General features: G+C 66.7%; 17 protein-coding genes. All 17 read right to left on the minus strand.

Annotated features, from left to right (window positions below; all coding sequences use genetic code 11):
• Positions 1–9: 9 nt before the first annotated feature.
• Positions 10–1,677: a ribonuclease J gene (locus PVT71_RS00705; protein WP_353472576.1), complete on the minus strand. Its 1,668-nt coding sequence runs from the start codon at positions 1,675–1,677 to the stop codon at positions 10–12.
• Positions 1,674–2,456, minus strand: coding sequence for a type III pantothenate kinase (locus PVT71_RS00710; protein ID WP_353472577.1), 783 nt, complete (start codon positions 2,454–2,456; stop codon positions 1,674–1,676). Before PVT71_RS00710 ends, PVT71_RS00705 begins: the two co-directional genes overlap by 4 nt.
• Positions 2,457–2,467: 11 nt before the next feature.
• On the minus strand, positions 2,468–3,211 hold the full coding sequence (locus PVT71_RS00715) for a biotin--[acetyl-CoA-carboxylase] ligase (RefSeq protein WP_353472578.1): 744 nt from the start codon (positions 3,209–3,211) through the stop codon (positions 2,468–2,470).
• A 116-nt stretch (positions 3,212–3,327) separates the two neighbouring features.
• Positions 3,328–4,770, minus strand: coding sequence for an NADH-quinone oxidoreductase subunit NuoN (nuoN, locus tag PVT71_RS00720; protein ID WP_353472579.1), 1,443 nt, complete (start codon positions 4,768–4,770; stop codon positions 3,328–3,330).
• Positions 4,771–4,781: 11 nt separating this feature from the next.
• The gene (locus PVT71_RS00725) at positions 4,782–6,332 is read right to left on the minus strand and encodes an NADH-quinone oxidoreductase subunit M (RefSeq protein WP_353472580.1); all 1,551 of its coding nucleotides are present in this window, start codon (positions 6,330–6,332) and stop codon (positions 4,782–4,784) included.
• Positions 6,332–8,491 carry an NADH-quinone oxidoreductase subunit L gene (nuoL, locus tag PVT71_RS00730; protein ID WP_353472581.1) on the minus strand — a complete coding sequence of 720 codons (2,160 nt, stop codon included), beginning with the start codon at positions 8,489–8,491 and terminating at the stop codon, positions 6,332–6,334. Before nuoL ends, PVT71_RS00725 begins: the two co-directional genes overlap by 1 nt.
• Before the next feature lie 6 nt (positions 8,492–8,497).
• Entirely contained in the window at positions 8,498–8,803 is a 306-nt protein-coding gene (gene nuoK, locus PVT71_RS00735) for an NADH-quinone oxidoreductase subunit NuoK (protein WP_020038696.1), read from the minus strand.
• Between the two features lie 119 nt (positions 8,804–8,922).
• Positions 8,923–9,531, minus strand: coding sequence for an NADH-quinone oxidoreductase subunit J (locus PVT71_RS00740; protein WP_353472582.1), 609 nt, complete (start codon positions 9,529–9,531; stop codon positions 8,923–8,925).
• Positions 9,528–9,950 (minus strand): carboxymuconolactone decarboxylase family protein, encoded by a 423-nt coding sequence (locus tag PVT71_RS00745; protein ID WP_353472583.1) that lies wholly within the window; start codon positions 9,948–9,950, stop codon positions 9,528–9,530. Before PVT71_RS00745 ends, PVT71_RS00740 begins: the two co-directional genes overlap by 4 nt.
• 122 nt (positions 9,951–10,072) lie before the next feature.
• Positions 10,073–10,567 carry an NADH-quinone oxidoreductase subunit NuoI gene (gene nuoI / locus PVT71_RS00750; protein ID WP_353472584.1) on the minus strand — a complete coding sequence of 165 codons (495 nt, stop codon included), beginning with the start codon at positions 10,565–10,567 and terminating at the stop codon, positions 10,073–10,075.
• A gap of 6 nt (positions 10,568–10,573) precedes the next feature.
• The gene (gene nuoH, locus PVT71_RS00755; protein ID WP_353472585.1) at positions 10,574–11,611 is read right to left on the minus strand and encodes an NADH-quinone oxidoreductase subunit NuoH; all 1,038 of its coding nucleotides are present in this window, start codon (positions 11,609–11,611) and stop codon (positions 10,574–10,576) included.
• Between the two features lie 10 nt (positions 11,612–11,621).
• Positions 11,622–12,014, minus strand: a complete 393-nt coding sequence (locus PVT71_RS00760; RefSeq protein ID WP_353472586.1) for a hypothetical protein — start codon at positions 12,012–12,014, stop codon at positions 11,622–11,624.
• Between the two features lie 3 nt (positions 12,015–12,017).
• Complete coding sequence (nuoG, locus tag PVT71_RS00765) at positions 12,018–14,006, minus strand: NADH-quinone oxidoreductase subunit NuoG (protein WP_353472587.1); 1,989 nt, start codon at positions 14,004–14,006, stop codon at positions 12,018–12,020.
• An 85-nt stretch (positions 14,007–14,091) separates the two neighbouring features.
• Positions 14,092–14,505, minus strand: a complete 414-nt coding sequence (locus PVT71_RS00770; protein ID WP_353472588.1) for a DUF5333 domain-containing protein — start codon at positions 14,503–14,505, stop codon at positions 14,092–14,094.
• A gap of 128 nt (positions 14,506–14,633) precedes the next feature.
• On the minus strand, positions 14,634–14,981 hold the full coding sequence (locus PVT71_RS00775) for a hypothetical protein (protein ID WP_353472589.1): 348 nt from the start codon (positions 14,979–14,981) through the stop codon (positions 14,634–14,636).
• Positions 14,982–14,983: 2 nt separating this feature from the next.
• A complete protein-coding gene (locus tag PVT71_RS00780) occupies positions 14,984–15,442 on the minus strand; it encodes a DUF5333 family protein (RefSeq protein WP_353472590.1) in 459 nt (152 codons plus the stop codon).
• A 4-nt stretch (positions 15,443–15,446) separates the two neighbouring features.
• Positions 15,447–16,742: an NADH-quinone oxidoreductase subunit NuoF gene (gene nuoF, locus PVT71_RS00785; protein ID WP_353472591.1), complete on the minus strand. Its 1,296-nt coding sequence runs from the start codon at positions 16,740–16,742 to the stop codon at positions 15,447–15,449.
• Positions 16,743–16,744 lie beyond the last annotated feature (2 nt).

Here is a 16,744-nt window from a genome sequence, read left to right on the forward strand (position 1 = left end):
CCCGAAGGCTCAGGACAGGCGGCTGATCACCACCGTCACCTCGGGCTTCTTGCCGATCTCGTTCACCGCCGAGTTGCGCACGACGCGGCGCATGCCTTCCTCGAGCTTGTCGTCGTCGCTCAGGGTCTTCTCGCCGGCGCGGCCGAGGAACTGGCTGAGGTCTTCCTCGAGGATGTCCACCAGCGGCGCGTTCGAACGGCCGATCTCGGACAGGCCCATCAGCTCGCACCAGGGCTCGCCGAGCGGCTCGTCTTCCTCGTCGAGGATGACCGTCACCACCACGTGGCCATTGAGCGCCATGCGGATCCGGTCGCGCACGATGCCGTCCATCGCGCCGATCTGCACCGAGCCGTCAAGGTAGGTGCGGCCGGTCTCGACGTAGCCCGCCACCGTGGGCTGGTTGCCCGAGAGGTCCACCATCGTGCCGTTGATCGCCAGCACGCCGGCGCGGCCGCGGCCCTCGGCGAGCTTCATGTGCTCGCGCAGATGGCGGTGCTCGCCGTGCATCGGCACGACGATCTGCGGGTTCACGATGTCCTGCATCCGCTCGAGGTCCGGCCGGTTGGCGTGGCCCGAGACGTGGTACTTGCCGCCGTCGTCATCGACGATGTCCACGCCCTTCTCCGAGAGCGAGTTCATGATGCGGATCACGTCCTTCTCGTTGCCCGGGATGGTCTTCGACGAGAAGAGGAACAGGTCGCCCTCCTTCAGCTCGATGCCGTTGTACTTGCCGCGCGCCAGCTGTGCCGAGGCCGCCCGGCGCTCGCCCTGCGAGCCGGTGACGATCAGCATGACGTTCTCGCGCGGGATCTGCACCGCGTCCTCGGGGGCGATCACCTTGGGGAAGGAGCTGATGACGCCGGTCTCCACCGCCGCCTCGATCATCCGGCGCATGGCGCGGCCGAGCAGGCAGATCGAGCGCCCGGCGCGCTCGCCGGCCTCGGCCAGCGTCTTCACCCGGGCGACGTTCGAGGCGAAGGTGGTCGAGACCACCATCTGCGGCGCGCTGGCGACCAGCTTCTCGATCTCGGGGCCCACGGTCACTTCGCTGCGGCCGGGGTTCGGAGAGAAGACGTTGGTCGAGTCGCAGATCAGCGCCTTGACGCCATCCTTCGACACCTCGGCCCAGAGCTCGGGATCGAAGGCCTCGCCGACCACGGGCTCGGGGTCGAGCTTGAAGTCGCCGGTGTGGATGAGCCGCCCACCGGGCGTGTCGATGACGAGGCCCGAGCTTTCCGGGATCGAGTGCGAGATCGGCAGGAAGCCGACGCTGAAGGGACCGGCCTTGGTGGTCTGCGGCCAGGGCGAAACCGTCGTCACCGTCTCGGGCGAATGGCCGTATTCCGCGAGCTTGCCGCGCGCGATGTTGGCGGTGAAGGCGCGCGCGTAGATCGGCACGCCGAGGCTTTCCCAGGTGTGGCCGATGGCGCCGACGTGGTCCTCGTGGGCGTGGGTGATGAAGATCGCTTCCAGCCGGTCGCGGTTCTCCTTCAGCCAGGTGATGTCGGCAAAGATGATGTCGACGCCGGGGGTGGTGTCCATGTCGGGGAAGGCGACGCCGATATCGACGAGGATCAGACGTTCCTCGCCCGGTTTGCCGTAGCCGTAGACGTAGGCGTTCATGCCGATCTCGCCGGCACCCCCGAGGGGAAGATAGATGATGCGTTCACTGCTCATGAGCTTTGGCTCCTGCCAAGATTGTATGCGTGAATGACGGTGAGACCATGCATGGTCAAATCCTCCCGCCAGTCATCGAAGAGGTCTTCGGATTGCTGGAAGAGCGGCGCCAGCCCGCCGGTTGAGATGACGCGCATCGGCCGGTCGCGTTCGGCCTTGATGCGCGCGCAGATTTCACGGACGAGGCCGACATAGCCCCAGAAGACGCCTGACTGCATGCAGGCGACGGTATTCGTTCCGACCACGCGCTGTGGCTTGGTGATGTCCACGTGCGGCAGGGCCGCGGCGGCCTGGTGCAGCGCCTCGAGGCTGAGGTTGACGCCCGGTGCGATCACCCCGCCCTCGTAGGCGCCGTCCTGCGCCACCACGTCGAAGGTCGTCGCAGTGCCGAAGTCGACCACGATGAGATCGCCGCCGTAGAGGTCAAAGCCCGCCACCGTGTTCACCAGCCGGTCCGGCCCCACGTTGGTTCCGGCATCGACCCGCACGTCCACGGGAAGCACGCATTCGGGCTTGCCTACCACCATGGCGCGGGTGTTGAAATAGCGATCCGCGAGGACCCGCAGGTTGAACACCACCCGCGGCACGGTCGAGGAGACGATCACGTCGGTGATCTCGGCCTCGATCTTCTGGAAGGCCATCAGCGTCGAGAGCCAGACGTAATACTGGTCGGCGGTGCGCTGGTGCTCGGTCGAGGTGCGCCAGGTCGCAAGGAAGCGCGTCCCGTCCCAGATCGAGAAGACCGTATTGGTGTTGCCGCAGTCGATGGCCAGAAGCATGGGTCGCTCCCTCAGAAAAACACGTCTGCCGCGGCGATCGCCTGCCGGCCGCTGGCTGTCCTTAGGACAAGATTGCCGGCATCGTCCACAGTTTCGAACGTGCCGGTGACTTCGTGGCGCCCGGTCCGCGCGGTGATCACCGAGCCGAGCCGCGCGGCGCGCGACAGCCAGGCATCGCGCAGGCCGGCAAAGCCCAGCGACAGGAACCGCGCCTCCTCCTGCGCATAGGCCGAGGCCAGCACCGAGAGGAACTCCTCAGGCGTGACCCGCACCCCCGCCTCGGACAGCAGCGAGACCGGGCGCAGCGCACCGGGCTCGACCTCGCCCACGTCGGGCGCACCGGCGAGGTTGACGCCCATGCCGATCGCCAGCCAGTCGCGCCCGGCGTGGCGGCCGAGGCTCTCGAGCAGGATGCCCGCCACCTTGCCGCCGTTGACCAGCACGTCGTTGGGCCATTTCAGCGCCAGCATGTCGGCCCGGCCGGTCACCGCGACAAAGGCCTCGTGCAGCGCCAGCGAGGCGACGAAGCTGCGCAGCGCCACCACCTGCGGCGGCTCCGAGACCGGCAGCACCAGCGTTCCGGCGAAATTCCCCGCGGGCATGGTCCAGGGGCGCCCGCGCCGCCCGCGCCCGGCGACCTGGTTCAGCCCGAGGATCCACTCGGGGCCGCTCAGGCCGGCGACGATGCGCGCCGCCTCGGCATTGGTGCTGTCCACTTCGGCCAGCACGCGCCGGCCATAGCCGTCAGGCCACATCCGCCTGCCCTTTCATCTTTCCGGAAATACTCCCGCCGGAGGCGTTTCCGCCGCAGGCGGAAAAAAAAGCGACGCGCGGTTGGCGCGTCACTTCAGGGCTCCTAGCGGGACGACGCTCAGTTGACAAGCGTCGCCGCCGCGGCCGCGGCCGCACCCTCGATGCCGAAGAGGTTCACCACCCCCGCGACCATGATGAAGGCCGACACGGCCAGGAAGCCCCAGAGCAGCGGCGAGCCGCCGGCGTCCAGCGCATCCTCGCGGTCCTCGCCGAAGTACATGTAGAAGACGATCCGCAGGTAGTAGAAGGCGCCGATGGCCGAGGCGATGGCCGAGGCCACGACGAGCCAGACCATGTCCTGCGCGATGGCCGACTGCCAGACGCCCAGCTTGGCGAAGAAGCCGAGCAGCGGCGGCACGCCGGCGAGGCTGAACAGCAGCACCAGCATGGCGAGGGCCCGGCCGGGCTCGCGCTTGGAATACATGCCGAGCGCGCGGATGTCGGTGACCGGCTGGCCGTCCTTGCTCATCGACATGATGAAGGCGAAGGTGCCGATGTTCATCGTCACGTAGATGACCATGTAGATCAGCATCGCCTGCACGCCCGCCTCGGTGCCGGCGGCAAGGCCGATCAGCGCGTAGCCCATGTGGGCGATCGAGGAATAGGCCATCAGGCGCTTGATGTTGGTCTGGCCGATGGCGGCGATCGAGCCGAGGAACATCGACAGGACCGCGATCAGCGAGACCACCTGGCTCCAGTCGGCGACGGCGCCGCCGAAGGCGTCATGCATCACGCGGGCGAAGAGCGCCATCGCGGCCATCTTCGGCGCGGTGGCGAAGAAGGCGGTGACCGGGGTCGGCGCGCCCTGGTAGACGTCCGGCGTCCACATGTGGAACGGCACGGCCGAGACCTTGAAGGCGAAGCCCGAGATCATCAGCACGAGGCCGATCAGCAGGCCGACCGACAGGTGACCCTCGGAGGCGGCGTTGATGATGCCCGAGAACAGCGTCGTGCCGGCGAAGCCGTAGGTCAGCGAGGCGCCGTAGAGCAGCATCCCCGACGAGAGCGCGCCGAGCACGAAGTACTTCAGGCCCGCCTCGGTCGACATCTCGCTGTCGCGGCGCAGCGAGGCGACCACGTAGAGCGAGAGCGACATCAGCTCGATGCCCATGTAGAGCGTCATCAGGTCGGCGGCCGAGACCATGACCATCATGCCGACGGTCGAGAGCGCCACCAGCACCGGGTACTCGAAGCGCAGCAGCTTGGTCTTCTGCATGAAGCCGAGGCCCATGACCAGCACGCAGGCCGCGGCGACGAGGATCACCACCTTGGCGAAGCGCGAGAAGGCGTCGTCGGTGAACATGCCGTGGAAGGCCGGGTTGGTGCCCCCGCCGGTGCTGCCGATCCACAGCGCGAGGATCGCCATCACCGCGGCGGTGAGCCAGACCAGCGCCGGGGCGAGCTTGTCCTTGCCGGTGTAGACCGCCCCGATCAGGGCCAGCATGGCGTAGACCGCCAGCAGGATCTCCGGAAGGATGGTGTTCAGATCAGCCGAGATCATGCCTCGCCCCCTCAGTGGTTCGCTTCGGCCACGGTGCTGCCGCCGAGGTCGGCGGCCGCCACGGCCGTATCATAGTGGTTGACCAGCGCCTCGACCGACGGGCCGATGATGTCCAGCGCGGCGGCGGGGTAGACCCCGAGCCAGAGCGTCATCACGACCAGCGGCGCGAAGGTCCAGCGCTCGCGGGTGTTCATGTCCTGGATGGTCTTCAGGCTCTCCTTGATGAGATCCCCGAACACCACGCGGCGGTAGAGCCAGAGCGCGTAGCCCGCCGAGAGGATCACGCCGGTCGCGGCAAAGGTCGCGACCCAGGTGTTGACCTGGAAGATGCCCATCATGGTGAGGAATTCACCGATGAAGCCCGAGGTGCCCGGCAGGCCGACGTTGGCCATGGTGAAGAACATGAAGATCAGCGCATAGGCCGGCATGCGGTTCACGAGCCCGCCGTAGGCGTCGATCTCGCGGGTGTGCATGCGGTCGTAGATCACGCCGACGCAGAGGAAGAGCGCGCCCGAGACGAAGCCGTGGCTGATCATCTGGAAGATCGCGCCGTCGACGCCCTGCTGGTTGGCCGAGAAGATGCCCAGCGTCACGTAGCCCATGTGGGCGACGGATGAGTAGGCGATGAGCTTCTTCATGTCCTCCTGCACCAGCGCGACGAGCGAGGTGTAGACGATGGCGATGGCCGACATCCAGAAGACCAGCGGCGCCAGCACTTCCGAGCCCACCGGGAACATCGGCAGCGAGAAGCGCAGGAAGCCGTAGCCGCCCATCTTCAGCAGGATCGCCGCCAGCACGACCGAGCCCGCGGTCGGCGCCTGAACGTGGGCGTCGGGCAGCCAGGTGTGCACCGGCCACATCGGCATCTTCACCGCGAAGGAGGCGAAGAAGGCCAGCCACAGCATGGTCTGCAGGCCGCCGACGATGTGGATGCCGAGCACCGAGAAGCCCGCGGTCGAGAATTCATGCGTCAGCAGCGTCGGGATGTCGAGCGTGCCGGCATCGGCATACATCGCGACGATCGCCACCAGCATCAGCACCGAGCCGAGGAAGGTGTAGAGGAAGAACTTGAACGACGCGTAGATGCGGTCCTTGCCGCCCCAGATGCCGATGATCAGGAACATCGGGATCAGGCCCGCCTCGAAGAAGAGGTAGAAGAGCACGAGATCGAGCGCCATGAACACGCCGAGCATCAGCGTCTCGAGCAGCAGGAAGGCGATCATGTACTCCTTGACCCGGGTCTTCACGCCCCAGGAGGCGAGGATGGTCAGCGGCATCATGAAGGTGGTGAGCATGATGAACAGCACCGAGATGCCGTCGACGCCCATCTTGTACTTCAGCCCCATGATCCAGGTGCCCTCTTCGACCATCTGGAAGCCAGTGTTGGCCGGGTCGAACTGGAACAGGATGAAGAGCGAGATCACGAAGGTCGCCGTGGTCGCGATCATCGCGAGCCACTTGGCGTTCCGGTCCGCCGCGGCGTCCCCGCCGCGCAGGAACAGCGCGAGGATCAGCGCCGCCAGCGCGGGCAGGAAGGTGACGATGGAGAGAAGGTTGGCCATCAGTGAGCCCCTCCGAGGATCGACATCCAGGTGACAAGAACGGCGATGCCGATCACCATGGCGAAGGCGTAGGTGAAGATGTAGCCGGACTGCGCGCGGCCCGCGAGCTTGGTGAAGAAGGGGATGATCCCCATCGCCACGCCGTTGATCGTTCCGTCGATGACCTCGCCGTCACCGCGCTTCCAGAAGAAGCGCCCGATCGACTTGGCCGGCTGCACGAAGATGAAGTCGTAGATCTCGTCGAAATACCACTTGTTCAGCAGGAAGAGGTACAGCGGACGCTGGTTCTCCGCGAGCCGCTTCGGCAGCGCCGGGTTCACGATGTAGAAGAGATAGGCGACGGCGAAGCCGATCAGCATGGCGAAGAAGGGCGAGACCTTGACCCAGACCGGGGCCTCGTGTGCCTCGGACAGGACGTGGTTGTCCGGTGCCATGAAGATCGCGCCCTCGGGGGCCATGCCGGTCGCGACATGCGCGGCCTCGGCGTGGGTGCCCTCGGCCGCGGACTCGGTGCCGTGCTCTGCGGTGCCGTGCTCCTCGGTCGCGACGGCGGTCTCGCCATGCGCCTCGGTTGCGGCGTGCTCTTCGGTGGCCGCGTCGCCGTGGCCCGCTTCCGAGGCTTCCGCGTGATGCGCGGGAATGCCGAAGAAGCTGTTCACCTTGTCATGGTCGCCGAAGAACGGGCCGTAGAAGACCATGCCGGCAAAGACCGCACCCACGGCGAGGACCGCCAGCGGAATGGTCATGACCTTGGGGCTTTCATGCGCGTGCTCGTGCGTGTGCTTGTCGCCGCGCGGACGGCCGTAGAAGGTCATGAAGATCAGGCGCCACGAGTAGAACGAGGTGAACAGCGCCGCAATGACCAGCATCCAGAAGGCGTAGCCGCCCGAGGTGCCTGCCCATGCGCTCTCGATGATCGCGTCCTTCGACAGGTAGCCGGCAAAGCCGATGTGGGTCAGCGGGATGCCGACGCCGGTGATCGCCAGCGTGCCGATCATCATCGCCCAGAAGGTGTAGGGGATCTTGCCGCGCAGGCCGCCGTAGTTCCGCATGTCCTGCTCGTGGTGCATCGCGTGGATGACCGAGCCGGCGCCGAGGAACAGCATCGCCTTGAAGAAGGCGTGGGTCAGCAGGTGGAACATGGCCGCCGAGTAGACGCCCACGCCCGCCGCCACGAACATGTAGCCGAGCTGCGAGCAGGTCGAATAGGCGATGACGCGCTTGATGTCGTTCTGCACGAGGCCGACGGTCGCCGCGAAGAAGGCGGTGGTGGCCCCCATGAAGGTGATGAAGGCGGTCGCCTCGGGCGCGTATTCCATCAGCGGCGACATGCGGCAGACGAGGAACACGCCCGCGGTCACCATGGTTGCCGCGTGGATCAGCGCCGACACCGGGGTCGGGCCTTCCATCGCGTCGGGCAGCCAGGTGTGCAGCAGCAGCTGCGCCGACTTGCCCATCGCGCCGACGAACAGCAGGAAGGCCAGCAGGTTCGCGGCATTCCACTCGGTCCAGAGGAACGACAGCTGCGTCTCCGCCAGCTGCGGCGCCGCGGCGAAGATGTCGTCGAAGCGGATCGAATCCGTCAGGAAGAACAGGCCGAGGATGCCGAGCAGGAAGCCGAAGTCACCGACGCGGTTGACGATGAAGGCCTTCATGGCCGCGGCACCTGCCGAGGGTTTCTTGTAGTAGAAACCGATCAGCAGGTAGGACGCGACGCCCACGCCTTCCCAGCCGAAGAACATCTGCACGAGGTTGTCCGAGGTCACCAGCGCGAGCATCGCGAAGGTGAAGAAGGACAGGTAGGCGAAGAAGCGCGGCTTGTAGCTCTCGCCGTGCTTGAACTGCGGATCATGCGCCATGTAGCCGAAGCTGTAGAGGTGCACGAGCGCCGAGACCGTGGTGACCACGATCAGCATGATCGCCGTCAGCCGGTCCGAACGGATCGCCCATTCGGTGCTCAGCGAGCCGGACTCGATGAAGCGGAACAGCGGAATCGTCTCTGCCTCGCCGAGCGTGAGGAACACGATCCACGACAGCAGGCAGGCCAGGAACAGCAGGCCGGTGGTCACCCACATGGCCCCCTTCTCGCCGATGAAGCGCCAGCCGAACCCGGCCAGCACCGCGCCCAGCAGCGGGGCGAAGAGAATGATCGTCTCCATGGGCGGTCAGCCTTTCATCACGTTGACGTCTTCCACGGCAATCGTGCCGCGGTTGCGGAAGAAGCAGACGAGGATCGCCAGGCCGATCGCCGCCTCGGCGGCGGCCACGGTCAGCACGAAGAGCGTGAAGACCTGCCCCGCGAGATCGCCCAGGAAGGACGAGAAGGCGACGAAGTTGATGTTCACCGAAAGAAGGATGAGTTCGATCGACATCAACAGGATGATCACGTTCTTCCTGTTCAGGAAAATCCCGAAAATCCCGATGACGAACAGCACGGCCGCCACCGTCAGGTAATGTTCAAGTCCGATCATGCATCCCTCCGGGTCTCTGCCCCGATTCTTCTAGTCCCTCGCGGCCCTTTGTCGGGTGGGTCCGCGTCATATCCCGTTGCCCGCCGCGCCTGCCCCGAAGGCGGCGCAGCGGTGGTAACTCAGAGCCCCTGTCCGGGCTTCACGTCCTTCAGCTCCATCGCGGTCGCAGGGTCGCGCCACATCTGCGCGAGCACGTTCTGGCGCTTGACGTTGGTGCGGTGACGCAGCGTGAGGACGATCGCGCCGATCATCGCGACCAGCAGGATCAGGCCGGCGAGCTGGAACAGCAGGAAGTAGCGGTCATAGAGCAGCACGCCGAGCGCGACGGTGTTCTGCATCTCCTCGGGCGCGGGGGCCGGGGCGGTCAGCTGGCTCGAGGCCAGTTCCGACGCCTGCCAGCCGCCGAAGGCCATGCCGAGCTGCATCAGGATGACCACCCCGATGAGCAGCGCGAGCGGCATGTATTTCGCCATCCCGGCGCGCAGCTCGGCGAAGTCGACGTCGAGCATCATCACCACGAAGAGGAAGAGCACCGCCACCGCGCCGACGTAGACGATGACCAGCAGCATCGCCACGAACTCCGCGCCCAGCAGGACGAAGAGACCGGCCGAGCTGAGGAAGGCGAGGATCAGCCAGAGCACCGAGTGCACCGGGTTCCGGGCGATCACCGTGAACAGCCCGCCCACGATGGCGCAGAGCGAAAAGAGGTAGAAGGCGAACACGGTCATTTTGCGTCATCCTTGTTGTCTTCCATCACCTCGCGCGCAAGCTCCATGGCGCGGGTCATGGCGGGTATGCCGGCGAACATCGACATGTGGGCGATGGTCTCGGCGATCTCGTCTTTCGTGGCGCCGGCCTCGATGAGGTGGCGCACGGTCATGCGCACCGGCGTGTCGGCCTGTGCGCCCTGCATGGTCAGCCCGGCCAGCGTCAGCAGCAGCCGGGTCTTGGAATCGAGCCCGTCCTTCGACATGCCCTTGCCGAACCAGAACTCCATGATGTCCTTCGGCATGGTCGGCCAGAGCTTCTCGAACTCCTTCGGCGCGAAGCTTTCCAGCGCGGGGTTGAAGGCCTTCGCCATCTCCTGCGCCTGGGTCATCATCAGCTCGAAGGGGGTCTTGTCGAAGGGCGTCTTGGGATCGGTCATGACCGACCTCCCCCGAACGCGCAGCCTTCCCGGCCCCGCGCGTCGGCGCGGAGGGCTTGGCGGAGGGCGGTGGCGGCGGTGGCGGTCATGGCTTCCCTTGATGTGTCAGGTGTCGGTCGGTCTCAGCGGTAGGGCGCGTCGAGCTCGAGGTTGCGGGCGATTTCCGCCTCCCAGCGCTCGCCGTTCGCCAGCAGCTTCTCCTTGTCGTAGAAAAGCTCCTCGCGGGTCTCGGTCGAGAACTCGAAGTTCGGACCCTCGACGATCGCGTCCACCGGGCAGGCCTCCTGGCAGAAGCCGCAGTAGATGCACTTCGTCATGTCGATGTCGTAGCGCGTGGTGCGGCGGCTGCCGTCGTCGCGCGGCTCGGCGTCGATGGTGATGGCCTGCGCCGGGCAGATCGCCTCGCAGAGCTTGCAGGCGATGCAGCGCTCTTCCCCGTTGGGGTAGCGGCGCAGCGCGTGCTCGCCGCGGAAGCGCGGCGACAGCGGGCCCTTCTCGTGCGGGTAGTTCAGCGTGGACTTGGGCGCGAAGAAGTACTTCAGGCCCAGCTGGAACCCCTTGATGAAGTCCGCCAGCAGGAAATACTTGGCTGCCCGGCCGTAATCGATCGATGCCATGGTTGCTTAACCTCCCGTGGTCCAACGGGCGAAGATGCCCCAGAACCATCCGAATTTCGCCGCGAAGGACACGAAGACCACCCAGAACAGGCTGAACGGAAGGAAGACCTTCCAGCCAAGGCGCATCAGCTGGTCGTAGCGGTAGCGCGGGGTGATCGCCTTCACCATCGCGAAGACAAAGAAGAAGAACGCCATCTTCGCGACCATCCACAGCACGCCGTCGGGCAGGCCGGGGATCGGCGAGAGCCAGCCGCCGAAGAACAGCAGCGTGGTCAGTGCGCACATCAGGAAGATCGCGATGTATTCGCCCGCCATGAACAGCAGGAAGGGCGTCGAGGAATATTCCACCTGGTAGCCGGCCACGAGTTCGGATTCCGCTTCGGGAAGGTCGAACGGCGGGCGGTTCGTCTCGGCCAGCGCCGAGATGAAGAACAGGAAGACCATCGGGAAGTGCGGCAGCCAGTACCAGTTGAAGAAGCCGAAGCTGCCGTCCTGGGCGCGCACGATGTCGCCGAAGTTCATCGAGCCGGTGGAGATGATCACGCCGATGATGATCAGGCCGATCGACACCTCGTAGGAGATCATCTGCGCCGCCGAGCGGAGCGAGCCGAGGAACGGGTACTTCGAGTTCGACGCCCAGCCCCCCATGATCACGCCGTAGACCTCGAGCGAGCTGATCGCCATCACGTAGAGGATCGCCACGTTGATGTCCGCCAGCACCCAGCCGTCGGCAAAGGGAATGGCCGCCCAGGCGATCATCGCCATGACGAAGGAAATCATCGGGGCAAGCAGGAAGACGGCCTTGTCAGAGCCCGCCGGGATCACCACTTCCTTGAGGATGTATTTCAGAGCGTCCGCCACCGACTGGAGAATGCCGAACACCCCCACGACGTTGGGGCCGCGCCGCATCTGGACGGCCGCCCAGATTTTCCGGTCGCCATAGACCAGGAACAACAGCGAGATCATCACGAAGGCCACGACCGCAAGGGTTTGCGCGAGCACAAGGATGAAGATGCCGAAGGGGGTTGCGAAGAAGTCTGCCATCAAGTGTCCCTCACACCATCGGTATTCCGTTCTCGGCGCAGGCTGACGCGACGACTTCCGCGTCGATCGTCTTGAGCCCGCGGGGCAGCGCCGCCGAGATGGTGTAAACAGCATCTCCGCGCCAGAGGCCACCCTCTTCCGACACATTCGTCCGCAGATGACGCGCGAATCCGTAGCCCCGGATCAGCGCATATTGCGCCGCGGCGCAGTCTGCGTAGTTTTCCACGTCCTCCGAGCCGCGCGCACCGCGCATGGCCACGAGGAAGTTCACCAGGTCGCCGTCCAGCAGCCGCGTCTCGATTCCCTCGTAGGCCGGCACGAACGGCCCCGTGTCCTGCGAGCGCTGCTCGCAGGCACAGAGTGCGGCCAGTGCCGCCAGAGAGAGGGATATCGGCGCGCGCATGGATCACTCGGCGGCCAGCGGCGCGGCCCGGCGCGCCTTTGCGTTCGCCGAGAGCTCGGCCATCAGGACCGAGGCGCGGGCGATCGGGTTGCTGAGGTAGAAGTCCTTGACCGCGTTGCGGAAGGTGGCTTCGCCCAGCTTGTCGGTCGCGAGCGGGGTCCACTCGTTCTCCGGAACCATATCGACCTGCGCGAGGTGCGGCACCGCCGCGACCAGCGCCTGGCGGAGCTGCCCGAGGCTGTCCCAGGGCTGGGTCTTGCCGACCTCGGCCGAGAGCGCCCGCAGGATCGCCCAGTTCTCCTTCGCCTCGCCCGGCGCGAAGCCGGCGCGGAAGGCCAGCTGCGGCCGGCCCTCGGTGTTGACGAAGAGACCGTTCTCCTCGGTGTAGGCGGCGCCCGGCAGGATCACGTCGGCGCGGTGTGCGCCGCGGTCGCCGTGCGAGCCCTGGTAGATCACGAAGGCACCGGCCTCGATCTCGATCTCGTCCGCGCCGAGGTTGTAGATCACGTCCGCGTCCTTGGTGGCCGCCTCCAGACCGCCCTCGGTCACCGCGCCCACGTCGAGCGCGCCGACGCGCGAGGCGGCGGTGTGCAGGACCAGGACCTTGCCCGAGAGCGCCTGTGCGGCGGCCAGAACGGCCAGACCGTCGGCCTCGCGCAGCGCGCCCTGCCCCACGATCACGATGGCATTCTCGCCGACCTTCGCCTTGGCGAGGGCCGCGCGGTCGGTGCCGAGGTGCGTGACGTCATAGGTCAGGTCGGCAGCCTCGCCGATCAGCTTGACCTCGGCACCGGCGATCCAGGCCTTGCGGATGCGCGCGTTCAGCACCGGCGCCTCGTCGCGCGGGTTGGTGCCGATGAGCACGATTTCCTTCGCCGTGTCGATCTCCTCGATCGCCACGTTGCCCACGTAGGCCGAGCGGTTGCCGACCGGCAGGCGCGTGCCGTCGGTACGGCACTCGACCGAGCCGCCGAGCCCTTCGACCAGCTGCTTGAGCGAGAAGGCCGCCTCGACCGGAACGAGATCGCCGACGAGACCGGCCACCTTCTTCGCGCCCTTCAGCGCCGCGCCCACGGCGGCAAGCGCCTCGGGCCAGGTGGCGGGCTTCAGCTTGCCATTGGTGCGGATGTACGGGCGGTCGAGACGCTGGCGGCGCAACCCGTCCCAAACGAAGCGGCTCTTGTCCGACAGCCACTCCTCGTTCACGCCGTCATTGTTCCGCGGCAGGAAGCGCATGACTTCGCGGCCCTTGGTGTCGACGCGGATGTTCGAGCCGAGCGCGTCCATCACGTCGATGGATTCGGTCTTGGTCAGCTCCCACGGACGGGCGGTGAAGGCATAGGGTTTCGAGACCAGCGCGCCCACCGGGCACAGGTCGATGATGTTGCCCTGCAGGTTCGAGTCGAGCGTCTGGTTGAGGTACGAGGTGATCTCGGCATCCTCGCCGCGCCCGGTCTGGCCCATCTGGGTGATGCCCGCCACCTCGGTGGTGAAGCGCACGCAGCGGGTGCAGGAGATGCAGCGGGTCATGTGCGTCTCGACCAGCGGGCCGAGGTCGAGGTCCTCGGTCGCGCGCTTCGGCTCGCGGAAGCGCGAGAAGTCGACGCCGTAGGCCATCGCCTGGTCCTGCAGGTCGCACTCGCCACCCTGGTCGCAGATCGGGCAGTCGAGCGGGTGGTTGATGAGCAGGAACTCCATCACCCCCTCGCGGGCCTTCTTGACCATCGGCGAGTTGGTCTTGACCACCGGCGGCTGGCCTTCCGGCCCGGGCCGCAGGTCGCGCACCTGCATGGCGCACGAGGCCGCCGGCTTGGGCGGGCCGCCGACCACCTCGACAAGGCACATGCGGCAGTTGCCGGCGATGGACAGGCGCTCGTGATAGCAAAAGCGCGGCACCTCGATGCCGGCTTCCTCACAGGCCTGGATCAGGGTCATCGACCCGTCCACCTCGAGCTCTTTGCCGTCGATGATGATCTTACGAAGGTTGGTCATTGGCATCTTCCCATGACTGGTGACACACGCGACGCTCCCGCCGGCTGCGGCAGGGCGCTGGGGGATATGCACGTCGCGTGTCGCATCAATTCTCCCTCAGGAGCGCGCCGATGGCGCTGCCCCTGGCAATTTCCTCGCGGCCGACGCGGCAGAGCCCTGCCGTGTCGTCCGCCGCGACGCCGCGCTTGGCCATCCAGGCCACGCCCTCGGCGCGCATCTTCTTCTTCTCGGCCTTCGAGGTGACGTAATCCTCGATTTCCTGCCGGCTGTAGCCAAGCGCGCGCGCCCGGTTCTTCAGCGTGTTGAGCGTGCTCATCGCGGTCAGCATCCGCGCGCTGATCGTGTCGCAGCGGTTGCGGATCTCGTCGGCGATGCCGACGGCCAGCAGCCCGTCGTGGATCTCGCGCACCTCGCCGAGTGGCGGCTTGGCCATCCCGGTTCCGGGCAGGGCAACGACACCGATCGTGGCGGCGAGGACGGCGGTTCTGAGCTTGCTCATATCATCTCTCCTTTGGCGCAGCACGGAGGCCGCCGAAAGGCGGACTCCCTCGCCGTGGGACATGGGGCTTCCGGTGCCGGCTATGCAATAACCGCCCGGAAAACCCGCAGATATGAGCGTGGACTCTCTCATCCGAGGCAGCGCCCGCGCATCACGAGGTCGCTGCCCGACAGCCGGGGCTGCGCGCGCATCGCCTCGGGTTCCACCGCCCAGGCGATGTCCGAGGTGCCGAGGTAGTGGATGCAGTACTTGGTGCCCTCGTAGAGCCCGGCATCCACCGCCGAATAGGGTGCGCGCGCCGCGTTGCTGACGGTGGCGACAAAGTTCGCCCGGTCGTCACCCGCGGGCTTGGCATTGCCGCGGAACTGCAGCCCGCCGAACTCGGGATCGTCCTTGCTCGCCCCGCAGGCGCCAAGCAGCGCGGCAAGCGCCAGCGCGGCGCCGGTGCGGAGAAGCGGTCGGCTGTACTGTCCCATGGTCATCCCTTCTTCAGCGTCAGGCCCAGGTCGGACCCGGCGGCGATCTCTTGCGCGCCGACGCGGCAGAGGCTCTGCGCCTGGCCCTTCACGGCGCCCTTGCGGGCCAGCGACTCGTCGATCTGCACCGACAGCGCCCCGAAGTCCTGCGCCTGGTAGGCGGCCTGGAGCTCGGCCCGGTCGGCACCGGCGGCGACCATCTCCTCGGTGGCGCGGTGCACCGCGCCGCCATAGGGCGACGGCGCAAGGTTGATGCCGTCGTCGTGGCAGGCATCGGCGATGCGCTCCGCCATCGAGATCGTCACGACCCGCTGTTCCCAGCGGCCCGCGACCGAGCCGCTGCCGAAGCCACCACCGCTGCCGAGGCTCGCCGCCGGGCCGCTCGACGGCACCGCCGCGCATCCCGCCACGGCAAGCGCCGCCATCACACCGAATACACCACGCACTCTTGCCACTCGCATCGGATCACTCGGCCGCCATCGCGCCCATGCGGCCGGTCCGCTTGGCCTTGATCCGGTCCTCGATCTCCTCGCGGAAGTGACGGATCAGGCCCTGGATCGGCCAGGCGGCCGCGTCGCCGAGCGCGCAGATGGTGTGGCCTTCGACCTGCTTGGTGACGTTGAGCAGCATGTCGATCTCCTCGACCTCCGCGTCGCCGCTCACCAGGCGGTCCATGACCCGCATCATCCAGCCGGTGCCCTCGCGGCACGGCGTGCACTGGCCGCAGCTCTCATGCTTGAAGAACTTCGACAGGCGCCAGACGGCTTTGATCACGTCGGTGCTCTGGTCCATGACGATCATGCAACCGGTGCCGAACGAGGACTGGTTCTGGCGCATCCAGTCGAAGTCCATGATCGCGTCTTCGAGCTTGTCCTTGGGCAGGATCGGGCAGGACGCGCCGCCGGGGATGATCGCCTTGAGATTGTCCCAGCCGCCGCGGACGCCGCCGCCGTGCTTCTCGATCAGCTCGCGCACCGGCAGCGACATCTGCTCTTCGAAGACCGAGGGCGTGTTCACGTGGCCGGTGATGGCGAAAAGCTTGGTGCCGGCGTTGTTCTGCCGCCCGAAGGACGAGAACCAGGTCGCACCGCGACGCAGGATGGTCGGGCAGACAGCGATGGATTCGACGTTGTTCACCGTGGTCGGGCAGCCGTAGAGCCCCGAGCCCGCCGGGAACGGCGGCTTCATCCGCGGCATGCCCTTCTTGCCCTCGAGGCTTTCGAGCAGCGCGGTCTCCTCGCCGCAGATGTAGGCGCCGGCGCCGTGGTGCAGGTAGAGATCGAAGTCCCAGCCCGAACCCGCGGCGTTCTTGCCGAGCAGGCCCGCGTCGTAGCACTCGTCGATCGCCGCCTGCAGCGCCTCGCGCTCGCGGATGTATTCACCGCGGATGTAGATGTACGAAGCATGTGCGCCCATGGCGAAGGAGGCGATCAGCGCGCCCTCGATCAGCGTGTGCGGGTCGTGGCGCATGATCTCGCGGTCCTTGCAGGTCGCGGGTTCGGATTCGTCGGCGTTGATCACCAGGTAGGACGGGCGGCCGTCCGACTCCTTGGGCATGAAGGACCACTTGAGACCGGTTGGGAAGCCTGCCCCGCCCCGACCGCGCAGGCCCGAGGCCTTCATCTCGTCGATGATCCAGTCGCGGCCCTTGGCGATGATGCCGGCCGTGCCGTCCCAGTGGCCACGCTTCTTCGCCCCGGCGAGGGAGCGGTCATGCATGCCGTAGAGATTGGTAAAGATCCGATCTTCGTCCTTCAGCATCG

The sequence above is a fragment of the Salipiger sp. H15 genome, from assembly GCF_040409955.1.
Lineage (GTDB): Bacteria > Pseudomonadota > Alphaproteobacteria > Rhodobacterales > Rhodobacteraceae > Salipiger.

What these genes read in the sequence shown, in the direction of transcription:
- PVT71_RS00705 (WP_353472576.1), bottom strand. Translation starts at nt 1,677, where the DNA reads ATGAGCAGTGAACGCATCATCTATCTTCCCCTCGGGGGTGCCGGCGAG.
- PVT71_RS00710 (WP_353472577.1), bottom strand. Translation starts at nt 2,456, where the DNA reads ATGCTTCTGGCCATCGACTGCGGCAACACCAATACGGTCTTCTCGATC.
- PVT71_RS00715 (WP_353472578.1), bottom strand. Translation starts at nt 3,211, where the DNA reads ATGTGGCCTGACGGCTATGGCCGGCGCGTGCTGGCCGAAGTGGACAGC.
- nuoN (WP_353472579.1), bottom strand. Translation starts at nt 4,770, where the DNA reads ATGATCTCGGCTGATCTGAACACCATCCTTCCGGAGATCCTGCTGGCG.
- PVT71_RS00725 (WP_353472580.1), bottom strand. Translation starts at nt 6,332, where the DNA reads ATGGCCAACCTTCTCTCCATCGTCACCTTCCTGCCCGCGCTGGCGGCG.
- nuoL (WP_353472581.1), bottom strand. Translation starts at nt 8,491, where the DNA reads ATGGAGACGATCATTCTCTTCGCCCCGCTGCTGGGCGCGGTGCTGGCC.
- nuoK (WP_020038696.1), bottom strand. Translation starts at nt 8,803, where the DNA reads ATGATCGGACTTGAACATTACCTGACGGTGGCGGCCGTGCTGTTCGTC.
- PVT71_RS00740 (WP_353472582.1), bottom strand. Translation starts at nt 9,531, where the DNA reads ATGACCGTGTTCGCCTTCTACCTCTTTTCGCTCTGCGCCATCGTGGGC.
- PVT71_RS00745 (WP_353472583.1), bottom strand. Translation starts at nt 9,950, where the DNA reads ATGACCGATCCCAAGACGCCCTTCGACAAGACCCCCTTCGAGCTGATG.
- nuoI (WP_353472584.1), bottom strand. Translation starts at nt 10,567, where the DNA reads ATGGCATCGATCGATTACGGCCGGGCAGCCAAGTATTTCCTGCTGGCG.
- nuoH (WP_353472585.1), bottom strand. Translation starts at nt 11,611, where the DNA reads ATGGCAGACTTCTTCGCAACCCCCTTCGGCATCTTCATCCTTGTGCTC.
- PVT71_RS00760 (WP_353472586.1), bottom strand. Translation starts at nt 12,014, where the DNA reads ATGCGCGCGCCGATATCCCTCTCTCTGGCGGCACTGGCCGCACTCTGT.
- nuoG (WP_353472587.1), bottom strand. Translation starts at nt 14,006, where the DNA reads ATGACCAACCTTCGTAAGATCATCATCGACGGCAAAGAGCTCGAGGTG.
- PVT71_RS00770 (WP_353472588.1), bottom strand. Translation starts at nt 14,505, where the DNA reads ATGAGCAAGCTCAGAACCGCCGTCCTCGCCGCCACGATCGGTGTCGTT.
- PVT71_RS00775 (WP_353472589.1), bottom strand. Translation starts at nt 14,981, where the DNA reads ATGGGACAGTACAGCCGACCGCTTCTCCGCACCGGCGCCGCGCTGGCG.
- PVT71_RS00780 (WP_353472590.1), bottom strand. Translation starts at nt 15,442, where the DNA reads ATGCGAGTGGCAAGAGTGCGTGGTGTATTCGGTGTGATGGCGGCGCTT.
- nuoF (WP_353472591.1), bottom strand. Translation starts at nt 16,742, where the DNA reads ATGCTGAAGGACGAAGATCGGATCTTTACCAATCTCTACGGCATGCAT.